15 protein-coding genes are annotated in these 18,103 nt (G+C 32.8%); all 15 read right to left on the bottom strand.

Going from position 1 to position 18,103, the window contains the following annotated elements; genetic code table 11:
• Positions 1-183: 183 nt before the first annotated feature.
• The 15 genes from ACF3OB_RS03455 to ACF3OB_RS03525 all read right to left on the bottom strand — a co-directional run bounded on the left by ACF3OB_RS03455 (position 184) and on the right by ACF3OB_RS03525 (position 17,958).
• Positions 184-1,287 carry a 6-bladed beta-propeller gene (locus ACF3OB_RS03455; RefSeq protein WP_392448345.1) on the bottom strand — a complete coding sequence of 368 codons (1,104 nt, stop codon included), beginning with the start codon at positions 1,285-1,287 and terminating at the stop codon, positions 184-186.
• 202 nt (positions 1,288-1,489) lie between these two features.
• A complete protein-coding gene (locus ACF3OB_RS03460; protein WP_392448347.1) occupies positions 1,490-2,626 on the bottom strand; it encodes a DUF4221 family protein in 1,137 nt (378 codons plus the stop codon).
• 351 nt (positions 2,627-2,977) lie between these two features.
• On the bottom strand, positions 2,978-3,358 hold the full coding sequence (locus tag ACF3OB_RS03465; RefSeq protein ID WP_042009978.1) for a TraR/DksA C4-type zinc finger protein: 381 nt from the start codon (positions 3,356-3,358) through the stop codon (positions 2,978-2,980).
• Positions 3,359-3,370: 12 nt separating this feature from the next.
• On the bottom strand, positions 3,371-3,580 hold the full coding sequence (locus tag ACF3OB_RS03470; RefSeq protein ID WP_042345562.1) for a hypothetical protein: 210 nt from the start codon (positions 3,578-3,580) through the stop codon (positions 3,371-3,373).
• A 34-nt stretch (positions 3,581-3,614) separates the two neighbouring features.
• The gene (locus ACF3OB_RS03475; RefSeq protein ID WP_172914964.1) at positions 3,615-4,163 is read right to left on the bottom strand and encodes a hypothetical protein; all 549 of its coding nucleotides are present in this window, start codon (positions 4,161-4,163) and stop codon (positions 3,615-3,617) included.
• 31 nt (positions 4,164-4,194) lie between these two features.
• A complete protein-coding gene (gene ileS / locus ACF3OB_RS03480) occupies positions 4,195-7,707 on the bottom strand; it encodes an isoleucine--tRNA ligase (RefSeq protein WP_392448349.1) in 3,513 nt (1,170 codons plus the stop codon).
• Positions 7,708-7,995: 288 nt separating this feature from the next.
• The gene (locus ACF3OB_RS03485; protein WP_259343290.1) at positions 7,996-9,030 is read right to left on the bottom strand and encodes a dienelactone hydrolase family protein; all 1,035 of its coding nucleotides are present in this window, start codon (positions 9,028-9,030) and stop codon (positions 7,996-7,998) included.
• 136 nt (positions 9,031-9,166) lie between these two features.
• Positions 9,167-10,246, bottom strand: a complete 1,080-nt coding sequence (locus tag ACF3OB_RS03490; RefSeq protein WP_392448351.1) for a Shedu immune nuclease family protein — start codon at positions 10,244-10,246, stop codon at positions 9,167-9,169.
• Complete coding sequence (locus ACF3OB_RS03495; RefSeq protein ID WP_392448354.1) at positions 10,236-10,862, bottom strand: hypothetical protein; 627 nt, start codon at positions 10,860-10,862, stop codon at positions 10,236-10,238. Before ACF3OB_RS03495 ends, ACF3OB_RS03490 begins: the two co-directional genes overlap by 11 nt.
• Positions 10,849-13,965, bottom strand: coding sequence for a class I SAM-dependent DNA methyltransferase (locus tag ACF3OB_RS03500; RefSeq protein ID WP_095912404.1), 3,117 nt, complete (start codon positions 13,963-13,965; stop codon positions 10,849-10,851). Before ACF3OB_RS03500 ends, ACF3OB_RS03495 begins: the two co-directional genes overlap by 14 nt.
• A gap of 82 nt (positions 13,966-14,047) precedes the next feature.
• On the bottom strand, positions 14,048-15,967 hold the full coding sequence (locus tag ACF3OB_RS03505; RefSeq protein WP_392448356.1) for a TonB-dependent receptor plug domain-containing protein: 1,920 nt from the start codon (positions 15,965-15,967) through the stop codon (positions 14,048-14,050).
• Positions 15,968-15,995: 28 nt separating this feature from the next.
• Positions 15,996-16,748 (bottom strand): hypothetical protein, encoded by a 753-nt coding sequence (locus ACF3OB_RS03510; protein WP_392448358.1) that lies wholly within the window; start codon positions 16,746-16,748, stop codon positions 15,996-15,998.
• 55 nt (positions 16,749-16,803) lie between these two features.
• Entirely contained in the window at positions 16,804-17,085 is a 282-nt protein-coding gene (locus ACF3OB_RS03515) for a 2TM domain-containing protein (RefSeq protein WP_392448360.1), read from the bottom strand.
• A 17-nt stretch (positions 17,086-17,102) separates the two neighbouring features.
• On the bottom strand, positions 17,103-17,384 hold the full coding sequence (locus ACF3OB_RS03520; protein WP_095894127.1) for a winged helix-turn-helix domain-containing protein: 282 nt from the start codon (positions 17,382-17,384) through the stop codon (positions 17,103-17,105).
• A complete protein-coding gene (locus ACF3OB_RS03525) occupies positions 17,377-17,958 on the bottom strand; it encodes a hypothetical protein (RefSeq protein ID WP_042345549.1) in 582 nt (193 codons plus the stop codon). Before ACF3OB_RS03525 ends, ACF3OB_RS03520 begins: the two co-directional genes overlap by 8 nt.
• Positions 17,959-18,103: the final 145 nt, after the last annotated feature.

Below are 18,103 nucleotides of genomic sequence, written 5' to 3' on the forward strand. Positions count from 1 at the left end.
GTAACAAAACCACAGTACAAACTTAGATATTTACACTGTGGTTTTATCACTAAATTTTCCGACAACTGAATATACAAAAAGCACTTCATCGAAGTTCTTAATACTTTGATAAAGTGCTTTTTATGTAGTTTACTTGGATAAATTACCGTTTAATTTGTATATAACATTTACGAATATGAGCCTTTACTCTGAAAAACTTTTCTCAAATGTTTTTAGATCAGTAACCACAATTATCGGATTTTCTTCGTTATCTACATTCAATTTTTCTTGCTCACCTTCCGAAACTACAAAGTAGAACATATCATTTTCAAAATATCGAATCCAGCCTCTTACTTCCTCTCCGTTCACAGAGATTGGAACTCCAGGCAATTCATCAGGAGATGATATAGTGTTACGATATAAAAGCTTTTGATTTTTCACATTCCATATATCGTCATATTTTTTATTATCGTAATAATAGGAGAGAAATAAATAATCCCCTGCCAACGTAACAAAATCATTCCAAATGTATCGTTGTTTTTCATTTTTTCTACTGAGATCATAGTGAATTTCATCAGGAATCTGTAAATTTCCTTTTTCTAAAAATATTTTAGGAAACATCCCCCCATTTTTACTTTGATAAATAATCGGGGCGTTGTAAAAAAAGATGTTGTTTTTGCTTATTTGGAAACTTTTAATTACGTTAAAATCTTTTATATTAAATTTATCTTTCCTTTCAATTATAGAATCCTTAACATTCCAATTTTTATCATAAATGGTAAATTCAAAGTTCGAAAGCATATCGTTGTAAGCAATAAATCTATCCGAACTTAATTCAGTAAATGACCATAAATGAACGTTTTTCTTCTCTTCTATAAAATTCCCTGAAAAATCATATCTTTTAACAGATTTTCTGTGCAAATCATACACATGAGCTTCTTTTTTATCAAAATCGATCCAACTATACGTATTCTCAATATACTCCTCTGGGCCATTTCCCATACGTGAAATCTTTGATAAAAATTTCCCCTGCGTATCAAAAAAAATCAAACTATTTCCATTTCTAACAACAATATATTCATCGGTAACACCCTCAATATATGCACTTCGCAAAACTGATCTTTTCGTAAACTCCAGTGGAATCATTTGAGTAGCCTCCAAAGGCTTTATAGACAATTTTTCAACCCCCATTGATTCCTTCAAATCAAGTATTGCCTCATATTCTGCTTGTTTCTCCGTATGACTTTCACAAGACACGAATATCACAAGAAAAAAATAACACAAATTAATTAAAAATCTCGTTCCCATCTTTGCTGTATTCTATAGATTCTATTTTTCCGTTTTTCAAAACAATCCTGTACGGATATATCTTCATTTCTTTAGCTGTTATCTTTATAAAATCATTATTTGTGTCAACATAAGAATTATCCAATGACAACTTAATTTTGTTTCTTAAATATTTCTCTGCCAGAATCACAACCAACGAGTAAACAGAAAAACAAATAAAAAATTATTTTTGTATATTGCATAATTCATAGTTTTTGAAAATCAACACATCTTCGGAAGATTGAACAGGAATTTTAAGACCTTCCTGATCAACATAAATGGCATATCTATAATTACTTAGACATTTGCCTACAAAGGTCTCCCCTATAATTTTAAATGTCTTATCAAGAACAATTACAGATATTTCCTTAGACCACCCAACCATTCCTTCGTAAACGGTACCCTGCTCAGCTATACGATAGTACACCTCCCGAAATGGATCAAAAATAAGCCTTGAATAACTCGGCGTTTCTGCAAAATGTCTCACTTTTGTTTCTGTATCAATCGGAAACATCTTGGGCGATTTCAGATATTTAATGAATTCGATAAACCTACTCCCTGCGTAAAACGACACCCCTTTTTCAAGATTATCTATGTCATATACGTATAGTGAATGCGAGGCTGGAAAACTGATGATGATTCTTCTTTCCTTAGAATTATAGTCGGCATATACCCAACGGAACAATCCTCCTCCGAAATTATGTTCATACTCTTTCGGATAAGCAACAAAGCAAGACAACTTCTGCGTTTCCAAGTCATATACTCCCATAACTCTTCTGTTTTCTTCATTTTCATCCGAATATTCTCCGCTGATGTTACCAAAGAAGTATACTTTGTTTTTATCTTCTATAATTGGGCTTGTTTTTGTTATGGGAAGAGGGAAATATTTTATAGTTTCCTTTATTTTTAAATCTTTCACAATTCCTCCCAACGAATCGACTTTAAAAAGCCTATTGCCGTTATAATCAACAGCCCATAAAAAACCTTCTTTACTTGAAAATGAATTTATATGACGTTTGCGTACAGGAATCTTGTCATACAAAACGTCTTTTTTGTAACGATAGACCGTATCGGAAGCATAAAAGGAAAAGATTTGTTTCTCTAAATTATAGTCAAACGCCGTCATGATATGCGAAACTGATGAACCAAGAGGGTACACAACACTGTCCGTTGCTCTTAATTCAACAGTTTCGGTTATTTCACCCGATTTTATGTTTTTAATTTCCCCGTATTCACTTGTACAAGCGGTCATTACGAGTAAAACAAACACAAAACTAAAAAACGTAAAATGCCTATTGCAATACTTCTCCTTCTTCCTCATATTCTATATTTTCTTTGCACAACCGGAGAACACCGAAGAATTCTCACAGAATAACTTGTCTCATCAGTTGTACAATCCCCCTTATATGTTACAAAGGTAAGCAAAAAAAAAAAAAAAACGAAATTTTAACACATTATTTCTTAAGAATACATTCACATTTTAGTCTATACACGTAAAAGGAATATCGAATTTTGTAACATTTTCCTCCATAAAATTATCTTTATGAATTGAGCACACCTTTTCCTTTAAAGGCGTTTCATAGAACGATTCTTCTGTGTACCGCTATTTCAGGATAAGAGAAAAAACAAAAGACTGCCCCGGAAAACGTTAGGACAGCCCTTTTTTGTTAATCTACTGCATATTCTTCGCTTCGATACTCAGCGTTGCATGTGGAACAGCAAGTAAGCGACGTTTGTCTATAAGTTTACCAGTTACACGACAAACCCCATAGGTTTTATTTTCAATACGAATCAAAGCGTTTTTAAGGTCACGAATAAACTTCTCTTGACGAATAGCTAATGCTGTATTTTCCTCCTTGCTGGTTACTTTGGATCCTTCTTCAAACGCTTTAAACGTAGGTGCCGTGTCCTCGGTGCCGTTGGTCGCACTGTTCATATAGGCACTCTTCAAAAGCTCTAAATCATGTTGAGCCTTTTTGATTTTTTCTTCGATAAGAGCTCTAAACTCTTCCAATTCCTTGTCGGAATATCGAACTCTAATATTTTCTTCCATAATATAATTATTTTATTTTTTATCGTATTTAACATGTTTCCTTATCTTCGGAATAATAAAAGCCCAAATCAAGGCGGTGATGACTATCATCACAGGAATTAAATCATGATCTTTATCAAAAAGGAAGGTACTCCATACCATTCCTGTTAAAAAAAAACCAAGTATTACTCCCAAATAGGCTTTTTTTCCTATCAACAAACTTCCTATTTTTAATTCTTTCATAACTTTTTTACGTCAAAAACGCACATTCATTGAGTTAATCACAAAGTTTCCAACCTTCATTGGTTTTTCTAAAACTCATTGTTCTTTTTATAGGCTCATCACTTTTAAGATCGTCTGAAAGTAATATATGAAAAGGTGTTTTATTTTCTTTTCTAAAAACGAGCTTAACTTCCGCTGTATTTGTTGATGGATTTTCGTGAATTTCTTCAACTTCAGAAAGTTTAAGTGATAAACATCTCACCCAAGTTTTATTTTTTTCGGTTCTCGTAACATACTGTTTTCCTTTTTCTGTTAGAGAAATATTGTATTTAGATTGCCCAAAAAGCATTTGGTTTGTTTTTTCAAAGTCAATCAATTTTTCATCCGATAGTTGTAAATAATTCTTTTCATTGTCACTTTTCCTAAGCATTGTAGCCAATAATTGTCCCTCTCCTAATGTTATCTCAGTATCAACAACATCCTTTTGAGGCTCTTTTTCTATACAGGCCTGAACCAAATCCTTTACTTTTGCTTCTGTTAATTTATCTGTTCCACAAGAATATAAAGCGAAAATCAATACCAAAAATAAAATCACCTTTTTCATCTAAAATCGTTTTATTATTCTTTGAAATATACTACACTTTCTCCACGGAAATTTTCGTTACAATATCATCAAACTCAATAGGTTCACCTGAAACATTTTCAGCAAACGTAAGTTCACTAGTAAGGGTTTCGCTTTTGATGTACTCCAAATTATCGGAAACGGCTTCTTCTACGGCTTTTTGTTTTTGAATACAGATATTGATTTTATCCGTAACATCAAAACCGCTATCTTTTCGGATATTTTGAATGCGATTTACCAACTCACGAGCGATACCTTCTTTTCTTAACTCGTCAGTGATATGAATATCCAAGGCTACCAACAAATTCCCTGAACTTGCCACAAGCCACCCCTCGATGTCTTGCGTGGTGATTTCCACATCTTCAACGCTTAAAGTTACATCTTTTTCGGCTAATTTCACAATTATTTGACCTTCTTTTTCGATAGATTGGATATCTTCTTGCGTAAACTGCTGAACAGCAGCAACTACCAATTTCATATCTTTCCCGAAACGAGGTCCCAAAGTCTTGAAATTCGGTTTAATTTGCTTCACTAAAATACCCGAAGCATCTTCCAAAAGTTCAATTTCTTTAACGTTTACTTCCGATTTTATCAAATCGGCAACTGCTTCAATTTCCCTTTTTTCAGCTTCATTTGATACAGGAATCATAATTTTTTGTAGCGGCTGACGCACCTTTATCATTTCCTTTTTACGAAGTGAAAGCACCAAAGATGAAATGTTTTGAGCTTTTTCCATTTTGCTCTCCAACGACCTATCAATAAACGATTTATCTGTTGTAGGGAAAATGGTTAAATGCACACTTTCTGCCGTTTCCTTTTGGGTTCCTGACACCAAATCTCTGTATAATACCTCTGCGTAGAACGGAGCTACCGGAGCCATTAGTTTTGCCACGTTCAGAAGACAAGTGTACAAAGTCTGATAAGCCGAAATCTTATCTTCCTCATATTCACCTTTCCAGAAACGTCTGCGGCACAAACGCACATACCAATTACTTAAATTCTCCTGAACAAAATCCGAAATTAAGCGAGTGGCACGAGTAGGCTCATAGTCGGCAAAAGCTTCATCTACTTTTTGGATAAGGGTATGAAGTTCCGACAAAATCCAACGGTCGATTTCAGGACGTTTTTCTAACGGAATTTCCTCTTCTTTGTATGTAAATCCGTCAATATTAGCATATAAAGCAAAGAATGAATACGTGTTGTAAAGCGTTCCGAAAAACTTACGACGCACTTCGGCAACGCCCTCCAAATCAAACTTTAAGTTATCCCACGGATTGGCATTGGAAATCATATACCAACGTGTGGCATCGGCTCCGTATTCTTCCAAAGTGGTGAACGGATCGATGGCATTGCCCAAACGTTTGGACATTTTTTGTCCGTTTTTATCCAAAACTAATCCGTTGGAAACTACATTTTTGTATGAAATCCCATCAAAAACTAATCCTGCAATTGCGTGAAGTGTGTAAAACCAACCGCGTGTTTGGTCAACTCCTTCGGCAATGAAATCGGCTGTTATCCAAGTATTTTCAACCATTTCTTTGTTTTCAAACGGATAGTGCCATTGTGCATAAGGCATCGCTCCCGAATCAAACCAAACGTCAATCAAATCGCTTTCGCGTTTCATCGGTTTGCCCGATGCTGAAACCAAAATGATTTTATCTACCACATTTTTATGTAAGTCGATTTTTTCGTAATTCTCGTCAGACATATTTCCTACCTGAAAATCAGCAAAAATATCTTCTTTCATCAATCCTGCAGCGATAGACTTCTGAATTTCAGCCTTTAACTCTTCAACAGAACCAATGATAATTTCTTCTTTTTTGTCTTCGGTTCGCCAAATCGGAAGTGGAATTCCCCAATAACGCGAACGCGACAAATTCCAATCGTTGGCGTTTTGTAACCAATTTCCGAAACGTCCTTCACCGGTGGCTTTGGGTTTCCAATTGATTTCTTTATTTAGGTCGAAAAGGCGGTCTTTCACGTCCGTAATTTTGATAAACCACGAATCGAGCGGATAGTACAAAACAGGCTTATCCGTACGCCAACAATGTGGATAACTATGGACGTATTTTTCAACCTTAAAGGCTTTATTTTCAGTTTTTAAGAGAATTGCCAACTCTACGTCCCACGATTTTTCTGGTATCCTCTCCCCGTCCCTCTCCGAAAGAGAGGGAGACTCATCGTAATATTCGTTTTTGATGTATTTTCCGCTAAAAATTTCAGGAACATTTTTGCCTTTTACAAATCTGCCCTGCAAATCTACCAATGGCACAAGGTTATCATTTTCATCTTTGATGAGCATTGGCGGGATTCCGTTTTCTTTTGCCACACGAGCGTCATCAGCACCAAAAGTAGGAGCGATATGTACAATTCCGGTTCCGTCTTCCGTAGTTACGAAATCGCCCGTAATTACTCGGAAGGCTTGGTCGGCATTTTCCGCAGGACTAAACCACGGAATGAGTTGCTCATAAGTAGTTCCCTCTAAATCAGCACCTTTGAATTCAGCAAGAACTTGGTAAGGAATATTCCCCCCTGCCCCCGAAGGGGGAGTTTTAAAATCCTCTTCTTTTGAGGTCTCAAAAAATTTCTTTCCGAATTGTTTTGAAACCAACACTTTTGCCAAAACAATATTGATTGGCTCAAACGTATATTGATTAAAAGTTTTAATCAGCACATAATCAATATCTTTACCAACAGCCAAAGCGGTATTTGATGGAAGCGTCCAAGGTGTGGTCGTCCAAGCAAGGATAGAAATCGGAAGTTTACTATAATCTGCCTCATCATAATCCGCCCAATGCAAAGCACCACCGCAAGAAGCTCCTGCAATATCACAACTATCAAAAGGATTGGATAATTTTTCTTTGAATTTGTTACTTAAATTTTTCACACGGAATTGAGCCACAATCGTAGTATCGGAAACGTCACGATACGTACCCGGTTGATTCAGTTCGTGAGAAGAAAGTCCTGTTCCTGCCTTTGGCGAATACGGCTGAATGGTGTAGCCCTTATATAGCAATCCTTTGTTGTAAATTTGCTTCAAAAGCCACCAAACCGACTCCATATATTTGGATTTGTAGGTAATGTATGGATTTTCCATATCCACCCAATAACCCATTTTTTCGGTAAGGTCGTTCCAAATGTTAGTGTAACGCATCACGGCTTCTTTACAAGCCTTGTTGTAGTCTTCCACGGAAATTTTCTTTCCGATGTCTTCTTTGGTAATACCCAATTCTTTTTCCACGCCAAGCTCCACAGGAAGTCCGTGCGTATCCCAACCTGCTTTTCGTTTTACTTGAAATCCTTTTTGAGTTTTATAACGGCAGAAAATATCCTTAATCGTACGTGCCATTACGTGATGAATACCCGGAAGCCCATTTGCCGAAGGCGGACCTTCAAAAAATACAAACGGCTCTTTGCCCTCACGCGTTTCAATACTTTTTTCAAAAATATTATTTTCTTGCCAATATGTAAGTATCTCTTTGGCAATGACTGATAAATCTAAGTTTTTGTGCTCTGTGAATTTCATTTCTACTTCTAATTCGTTGTAATTGAGTAATCCTTCATTCTCAATAAAATGAGGATTATTTTAAAGTGCGAATTTACTAAAAATTCCGAAAAATGATATGTTTTTTGAAGTTTTTTTGTTGAGAGTGAATTCAACAGCCTTTTGTGGTGATAAATAGTATCAAAACCGCACCATCGTTCCAAAATAGAAAATCCGTTTTTCAAGGAAGAGATGATGATTACTTTTAAGTCAATTTAATGCTTGTTCGTATTTTACGATTTAGAAATTTTTTATTTCATTGTAAATCTATTATTGATTTACCCATTTCATGAAATCGTCAAAAACGGTCATAAATTCCCGACTCCACTCTTCATTTTCATTTTGAGGAGGTCTTGCAAAAGAATGATTATAATCGGGATATATTTTAAAGGTTAAGTTATCTTTACTATGTCTGATAAATTCTATTGGAATTAAAAGGCTGCTTTCGATAGGGACAGATTCATCTTTTCCTGCAACAGCCACGAACAGAGGTTTATTGATTTTTAATAAATTATGTATTGGAGGTTCAGCGAACTGAGCCCATCTGCGATACGAATTTTCCAACCATTGTTTTTTAGTGTTATTTGGATTCTTTTCTATATTTCTAATGGTTGTAAATAAATTATTCAAAGAGTCATTTGCTTGATTTTGTGTTAATTTACCTTTTTGAACTTCTCTTTGAATGAATAAAGTAAAATCATAATATTGGGTATTTGCACCACCAGCCCAATATCCAATGTGTGTTACTTTTTTGTTTTTATGTCCTAATTTAGCTACTACATCAGAACCTTCCGAATGTCCAATTATTACGATTTTATCAGGATTTTTTATCCATTTTTTAGTAAGTTCATTAATTACATTCTCTCCTTGCCAAACTCTGTAATCTAAAGATTCGTTTTCATAAAAGATATTATTAGGCTTGTAAGATTCTTTGTCGGCAAAAAACGGAACACCTTTTTTTGAGATTGTTACAAAAATATATTCATCAGGAATCTTGTCCAAATCAAAAGGAACAGAAGAGTACAGATAGGTAAATCTCTGAATTTTATTATTTATAGCACCATTTTCATTAATTTTGATTGTATCCTGTTTTACGGATTGCATAAATAGAGGATTAGCTCCAGAGCCGTGAAAAAAAATAATTATGTTTCTTTTCTTCTCTATTTCACCTTTTGAATAAATATGATAATGGATTGTATCGGATTTTGTAAGAATTCTTTTGTGCTGATAACCATTGACTTTTGGGTCGTACTGACCAAAAATCCGCAAAGGCATCAAAGCTAAAATGACTAACAGAAATCTCATTTTTGATATGTTTTCAATGGTTAAAATTCTGTACAAAAATATGAAAAACTTCAAAACCTTACCATCGCTCCAAAGTAAAAAATTCACTTTAAGAAGAGGTTTGTGTTATTTTAAAATGATTTGATCTCAAAAATAATTATCTCCTGCGTAATTTTCTGTAAAAAGAATCCCAAGATTCAAGTTTAATAGGTAAATTAAAAGTTGATTCAAAAGAATGTCTTTTATAGCTTTCTTCTAAATCATCTTTGGTTCTTCCTCCTATTACAACACTATGAATATTAATATCTTTGTTTTTATCTACTAAAATATCTTGACAAGGTCCCATCAAAGAGTTAAACAGACGCTCTGCGTTAGAAACTCTTTCTCTATACTCGTGAACAGATTCTCGGAATGATGAGATATTTCGGTAAATATAATCAAGTCTATCACGAATTTGGTTTATAGCAATATCTAATTTATGGTTGAATTTTTTATAACCTTGAGTTAATAAATTAAAATCAGCCCCTTTAATTTCTATTAAAAAGACATCCATTCTTGATCTGCCAGTAAAAAGTACAAAATCAACAGTCCCTTCTCCCACAGGAAACTCTGAAAAACAAATATAACTATCATTCGGAGAAGCATAAATTTCTGCAAAAAAAGACAAGTCTTTTTTTAGGAGTTCTAAAAATTTCGATTCTATTGAATGATTATCAATAAGTTCTCTCAATTCATTTTTTGAAATCATATTGTTTTCAATTTCAAATTGCCGTAAGATATATTCTGGCTGTACTTGATAGGGAAGCCCTAAATGAGGAGATATTATTGTTCTAAGTTGTTCTATTTCCGCTAATAGTTGAGGATTTTTAAGTGTTAGATTATTGATTTCATTTTCATCAGATTCTATTAGTTTTAAAACTTGTGGTAGTGTTATTGATTTCCATTCTGTATTGTTTTTTGCGTTTATACTAATGATATCAAAAGTATGACCTGATAAAGTTGAAGCTTCATAGTGTTCTATAAAAATACTCGTTTTAGATATATTATATTTTTCTATTAATGTTTGGTAAATTATTTCTATTGAGTTAGTTACTGATGCAGAAGTATTTTTAGTATCCAAATCTGTAATTAAGATAATTACATTTAAATTTGAATTAACAAAAGTTCTTATTCTACAAATCCCATCTCTAATAAGACTATTAGATGAATATCTAAGTATATAATCATTAACTTTCATCTATTCTGTTATTTTTGGTAAAATCAAGTATAATATGTTTTAGTACTCCTATTTCGGTATGTTCGGATTCGTAGTAGAAATTAGCAAAAGAATTTAAGACTGGTCTTAATATTTCTTCTTTTTTGTTGTCTTTTATGATGAGTTTATTGATTCCAACAATAGTTAGGTCTAAATTTCCTTCTATTAAATATCCTAACATACATCGCTCTTCTATTGGATATTTTTTTGAAATATATCTCTGCATTCCTTCGCTGATATAGGCTCTTTTTAATTTAGAATCTTTTTCTTTGAGTATTTTAGCTTCCATAAAATACTGGTATCTCTTATCTTTTGATACTTTAAAGAAAACTAAATCAACTCTTGGTAGCTTATCTGAAAAGCCTTTTGTAAGATTTTCGGTACAGGAAAGGAGTTTCTGTTCTGTTTTGCAGGTAATTCCTACGGATAGAGAGTATGGATTTTCATTGATGTAACATTCTAATGTTTGTGAAAAATCATTTTCTTGCCAATCCGTTTGGTATTTTTTATTGACATAGACAACTTGATACGCATCAACAAGCAATTTGAAACAATGCTTTTCAAAGGCATTTTTATAGAGATTACTAATCATTGCCATCGTGTACTCCGTTTAAGATTTCAAGAATTAATTCGGAAGCATCTTCATAAGCCATTGATTTAGACCAAAAACGGCGTTGATTAGGGCGAATAATAAAAATATCATTACCTATCGTATAATTGAGTTTCTTTCTGAAATAAATATTTTTAGATTTCTTTTCCCATAGATATTGGTCTATTTTTTTTAATTCCTTTCCGATAAGTTCATTAGAAACAGAAATTTCCTTTTTCTGTTCATTATGAGTGAGTTTTATCATCATTAACGGCGATGATTTTAAGTCATTTGTATATATCATTGCATTTGCAAATAAGCCCTCTTCATCAAGAAATTTATTAAGCTCTGATGTTAAGATTTGAGCATATTCTTTGGGTTGGTCTTTCAAAACAGGCCTCAAAGCTGCCGATTTTACTTGATTATAAAATAAATCAACGGAAAATTTTATGCAGTCATCAATTAGTGTTTTGTCCTTCTCTGATAGCTCTAAAATATCGTTAAGGATAATATCATCTATTTCCTTCTCAATATTTTTTGAGTGAATATAATTGAAATCACTTTGAATGACACTAATTAATTCATTAAATCTGCCATCTAAATTTAATTTTGCTTTTTCATTAATATCCACAGGCATTGGTAGTGTCAATGTTTCATTCGATTGCACTCTTTCCCTTTCTATTCCCCAAGAAGCAGATGTTAAGGATAAATAATATTTTGCAAATGTAGAATTGATTAAGCAGCACCATAGTTTCAAATTAAAATCTTCTTTATCAAATGACGAAATACTTAATGCTGCTGTATGATACGATTGATAATCTATATAACTTGCACAAAGATTTCTATTCTTTTCACCTTCCTTAACTAATAAGTAAGGAGGTTTAAAAATATTTTGGTTAATATTTCTAAATACTTTATTTGATAACTTAAGTGCATAAGTTAAGGTATAATAGCGTTGTACTTCCGAAATATTTATAATCTCTTTTGGAGAAAAAGTCTGTTTTTTTTTCAATTGGTCAGTAGATGGAGCGTGTAATCCTGAACCAAAGCTATAATTATCTTTATGTTTTTCTAAAAACTCTTTTATTGATTGTGTGTATTTCTTAGAAATATTCTTTATGAGCGTCCAATCACTCATTCCACCCCACATTGTTATTTTCCAAATTTTGGTATCCGATTTTTGACACTCTTCCCTTGGTAAAAACTTCACATCTGTAAAATCAATATTTAAACCCTCAACCAAATTGGTTTTTACATAAGTTTTTGGAGCATAATAAACAATGGTATCAGAAATAATTTCAGGTTTTTCTTTCTGATAAAAAACTATAGAAACAGGTCCTACGGCATCTCCAAACAATTGTCCTCCAAAAGTTTTAGGAACTTTTCTTAAGATTGAAAAATTATAAACTTTTTCTACATAACACTCTTGAAATAACCATTTTCTAAATTTTTTATAAGGATTTTTTGTATTGGTTAAAACTTTTGTATTAAAAATCAATGCTATTTCTCCTTTTGGAGCAAAAAGAGTTGCTTTGTGCAAAAATGGTAGTACCTTTTCTTTAGCAAAACCTTTTTCATCACAATATGTTCTGATACTATTTTGTAAGCTTTTTGTGCCAAATGGAGGATTGCCAACAATTAAATCAAAGTTTTGTAGCTCTTCTATGTGAGATAAATCAGAAATGGTATCTCTACAAAAGAGATTTTTACCTCTTTTTTGTTCATCAGACTCTTCAGGGTCATTTATTAAATATGGAAGTTTGTAATTTGCATTTTGCCATAGATTTTTAGGGTCTAATTTATCTACCAAAGCTAGATACAAACTAAATGCAGCAACCTTTATTGCTTGTGGGTGAATTTCAATACCAAAAATATTTTCCTTTAATATTTGAACTAAAATATTGAAATCCGAAAGATTTTTGAGATTATGAGCCTTTTCATATCGTTTTACTAATCGTTTGAAACTTTCAACCAAAAAAATGCCCGAACCACAACTTGGGTCTAATATTTTTACATTGTATTGTGTTTCATTATTATTGACAGGAAGTTTTTCATTCAAAATAAATTCAACCAAAGAAGGTGGAGTGTAATAAGTTCCTGAATTTTCTTTTAAGGTAGGATCAGTTTCAGCCAAGAAATTTTCGTAAATCTCACTTAATAATTCTATTTGAATAATATCAAAATTAAATAATCTCCAATCTTCAAAAAGTTTTGTTTTAGGTGTATTATCATTTCCACTAACAAAACATTTTTTTATAATTTGAAGCTGTTCTATTGATATTTTTTCAATTATTTGATGATTAGAATCTCTTTCCAAAGTGAAAATATTACCATTGAAATGATTTTCAAGCCTTTCGAATAATTTATAAGTAGTTGCAACATCATCTAAAATATCAAAATAAGATTCAGCCCCTTTTTTGATTTGACTATAAAAATCTTTTTTGGCAGCCCCTCTATCTTCGAGATATAACAGAAATAAAGAACGAAGAACTATCTTATGGATAAATTCAACTTTTAATCCGTTGTTTTCCAGTTGTTTTGAAGTATTAACCAAGCTGCTTACTAAGTATTTATCAACTCGTTTTTGCAGATTGATTTTATCTTTTATTTCTTTTGCTTCTTCCGAAGTCCAAATAATTCCTGTATCAATAGAAATTCTGGAAAACAGCTTATTAAGTTCATCTAATTGCTGTGTATCAGAGTATTTATAGGCTTTAATTTCAATTTTCTGTAATTCATTTTGATAATCAAAATCTTCTGTGGTTACGATAAGAGGTATTTCGGCACAATTATAAATTCGTATTTCGATTTCGGAGTACACATAAAGAAATAGAATTTTTTTATAATTCCATATTTTTCGTTGTATTTCAGTTATGTTCTTTAGAGTTTCTATATCATTAAAGTTTGAAACTTTTTTTAGAAAAACGGCTGGAAAACTACTATTAGTTTCTTCATCTGTATTAAAATAAACTAAATCAACATCAATTTTTTTCTCCTTTATTTCATTTAAGACAGCAAACTCACTTTCTGATATTTTTTCATTATCAGAATAAACAAATTTTGCTCTATGCAAATCAAGAAAACTAATTATATCCCCCATCAAATCGCTCAAAAAAAGTATAGAGTGTGCCAACGGCAAAATTACAAAATAATTATTGATTTAATAATTTCATTGTATTTTATTTTATATTTTTTCAAAACCGCACCATCGCTCCGAAATAAAAAATCCGTTTTTGGAGGTGGTTGTAATGCAAATTCGTGTAATCCGAATTGTAATACACCGAAGCATAATTATTGAAATTCAATAGATTATTAACCGAAACAAAGGTAATAATCGCCATTTTTTCTACAAAAAAGAGTTTGTTTGCTGAAAAATCCAAGCGTTTATAATGAGGCATTTCAGCGGAATACCAATCGCCGAAAATAGGTTGAAAATCATTGGCTTGTGGATTAAAAACTGCCGACTGCACAGGAGTAAAACGATTTCCCGGACGCGTGGCAAAAACCAACGAAGCCGTAAACCATTTCGGATTTTTGTAAATTAGTTGCGACTTGATAAAATATTTTAAGTTTAAAGGGGTGTTATATTTTTGATTTCCAATAGCATACTTCTGATTTAGAAAAGTATTCGATATTGAAAAAGAAAATTGATGATTCAATTTAAAATCCACAGAAGCCTCACTTCCAAAGATTTGTGTTTTATCAAATTGCTCGTAATGATTGGTTACAATATCGCCTTTATCTGCTTTGAAATATACTGATGTAGAAATGTTAAATTTCTCATTTTCAAAAGAATAATCCAAAGCAATTTGATGACTGCTCAGCGTATTGAAATTGCGAATAATATAATTTGGTGTAGTATAGCTGTGGTATTTTCCTGCACTGAAAATCAACCGATGCTCGTTATTTGGCGTGTAATTAGCTGAAAATTGGTAACTTGTAAAACTTTCGGTGTTTTTGTGAAGAAAAATATTTTTCCGCAAAGCCGATGAAAAATTCCATTGATTATTAGGCGAATAATTGGCATACACATAAGGTTCTATGTAGAAAAAATCAGTTGTTTTTTGATTGGTAAAAGTCGGACTTTCAGGCTTTAAACTGAAATAAAATTGCGGTAAAACTTCATTGTAATGATAGCGAAATACCGAAGCATCTACACCGTATTGCATACTAAATGCTCTCGAAAACTGAGTTTTAAAGCTCAAACCATTGAAAAACTGAATATTTTTCACTTTGGAATCAATGTTTCCAAATTTGAATTCCGAATCGGAAAAATCTACCATCGAAGCCCAACGAATTTTCGTTTTCTGCGTAAAATAATCCAAATTATTCACCGAAAAAAAGCGTTTTTTGGAGGCTTCAACATCACCTGAAAAATTCAAAGAACGATTCAAAACCGAATATTTTTCATCAATAAAATAATTAAATGTGTTGAAAGACAGGTTTTTATTGATTTTTAGATGTGTGTTTGCTCCCAAATCGAAAGTGGAAAAATGTTGCAGTTGGTCTAAACTTTTTCTGTTCAACCCGATAATAGCATCGCTAAACTGATAATTGGCGTAAATTTGCGTAAAATTGTTTTTACCGAGTTTCTGATTTCGCATCAGTCCAATATTGGAAAGAGCCAAAGAAAGTTGCGTAAACTCGCTGATTTTCTGCGTGTTGGTTTCTATTTCCACCAATCCTGCACTTGAATTACCGAAATTCAAAGGTGGATTACTCAAATAAACATATTGTTTATCAATAAGTTCAGTATTGAAAAGTGAAAAATTTCCCAAGCCATCATTCCGACTGAAACGCACGGGATTTAACACAGGCGAACCATTGAGATAAACCCTTGACCTGTCGGGACTTCCGCCTCTAAGCGAAGGGTTAGCACTCTCATCTGTATTAGTGGAAGCAGGAAGTGTGGTTATGGCTTTGAGTGGGTCGGCGTTGGCAGCAGGATTGAAATAAATATCCAACGAATTGAGTTTTTTTACCGCAAATTTTTCGGAAATCGGGTCTTTTTTCACGATGATAACCTCTTCCAATTGATTGATTTGGAGGCTGTCTTGTTGTGCTTGTACAAAACTGAAAATAAGTAAATTAAATATAAAGAGTAGTGTTTTCATAAAGTTATAAATAATATCTGTTTAAGTTTTATTTTTCAGGAAATTCTGATTGGAATTTTTTCTGCAACTCGTCAGCTTTTTCTTTCTGATTTTCAGAAGAGTACCATTTCAAAAGACTTTGATAGGCTTCTCTTTTTCCCCAAGTAGGTAAATGTCCAGAATTTTGGTTCGGTTCAGGGAGTGAAATAGCTTTTAAAAGTGAAGTTTCTACCTTTTTACCTCCGCCGTATTGCTTGGGAATATTGGCGTCATAATTGCCTTCCACATAGTACAAACGCGGATTTTCTTTTTCTAAACGAAAGCCTTTTTGCAGATTTTCACGAATTTTGGCATCAATCTGCATCGCTTCCATCTGATTTTTCATAAAAACAAACGATAAACTCAAATTATTGGCTAATAGGGTATATTCTTCGGCGTTTTTATTTTTCTTATCTTGCAGAATATCAATGCTTTTTTGATTGTATTTACTCGCTTTTTCTTTGTTATCTGTTTTCAAATAGAAAATGGTTTGATAAAAATTCAAATAAGATTTCCAATACAAATTCCATTGGCTATTTTCCTTATTTTCAGAAAGCTGTTTTTCTAAATTTTCTAACGGAAGTCCATTTTTGGTCGTAAAAGCCTCGCCTAAAGCGGTTTCTATTTGTTGTTGAATGCCATTGAGCGAAGACTGATTTTCTATTGTCTGAATTTCAGATTGTTGTGTACTTTGAGCTTGTGTATTGATTGCAAGAAATGAGCAAACCACAGCAAAAACGATGTTTTTAAAATTTCTGTTCATTGTATTTATTATTTATAAATTAGTTTATTTTGTAAAGTAAAATTGTAAAAAAATATTATTTTTCCTCTTTCTCCATCAACTCTTTGATTTTGCGTTCTTCCCAATTTTTTCCAAAGAAAATATTAGGGGCAAATACTTTAAAAGCGTGCGAAACCAGCCCAATACCCCAGCCGAAAATCACCCACAAACACCATAAATGATTGGGATTTTGATAGAGATTCAGTCCGACAAGGAAGGTATTGACTACAACATAAGTCGCCAAATGATGGTAGAATTTCTTGAGTTTCTTTACTCGTTTTTCAGCTTTTCTGTAAGCGTTTTGTTCTGTTGTGTTCATCATATTCAATTTTAAAATTATTTTAAATAACCTTTTAACGCCTCTACATATTCTTCAAAGGCTTGTAATCCCTTGGCAGTAAGAGCGAGTTCAGTGTTGGGATAATTATCTTTAAATGATTTAGTTACGGTAATGTATCCCGCTTTTTCGAGTTTACCAATTTGCACACTGATGTTGCCCGAAGTAGCTTGGGTAACTTCTTTCACTCGGTTGAAATCCGCCTTTTCTTCCGAAACCAAAAGCGACATTATTGCCAACCGCAACTGCGAATGTAAAAGAGGATCTAAATCTTTAAACATTTTTTCTTTTTTTATAATCGGAATATAACTGAATGCCAGGAATTAAAAATAAAAGTGCTGCTAAAACCACGGTCATCAATATAGAGTGATACCCGTAATTAATAAACAAAGTACTGTACACCAGTGCAAAAGAAATCAGCGAGGTGCTTACCCAAAGTCGATTTTTGAGTTGTAATGCCGTTGCCAGAGAAGCCATTGCAAAAGGTAGGTATATCAGTACAATAATCCACTTGGAAGATTGTGTAAATCCGCCCACCATTGCACCTATTCCCGCTACGAGCCAAAGCCAGCCCATCCAGTCGGTGCTTTTGCCTTGTTTTTCGGCTTTTATGCCTTCTCGCATTTTGGCAACAAAGGTAAAAACAAATCCCAAAGGCATCAAAATAAGCCACACGAGTCCCGATTTACTGAAATGAAAATCAAATTGATACATCAGGAAATGTATAGTTCCTGCTAACATAATGAGTATGCCCCAAAAGATGAAGAAAAATCCATTTTGTTCGTATTTTTGTTTTCGCTGATTGATAATCTCTTGAATGATTTTTAAGCTGTCATTGGGCTGTAAATGTTCCATTTTTATTTCTTTTTAGATTTATGATTCTACTTTTAAATTTAGTTTATTCTGTAAACAAAATTATCAAAAAAATAGTTACTTGACTTTTATGATGCAAATATAAATAAGTTTATTTTATAAACAAAATATTTTTCAGAAAAATAGT

The sequence above is a fragment of the Capnocytophaga canis genome, assembly GCF_043187445.1.
GTDB classification, from domain to species: Bacteria; Bacteroidota; Bacteroidia; order Flavobacteriales; family Flavobacteriaceae; genus Capnocytophaga; species Capnocytophaga canis.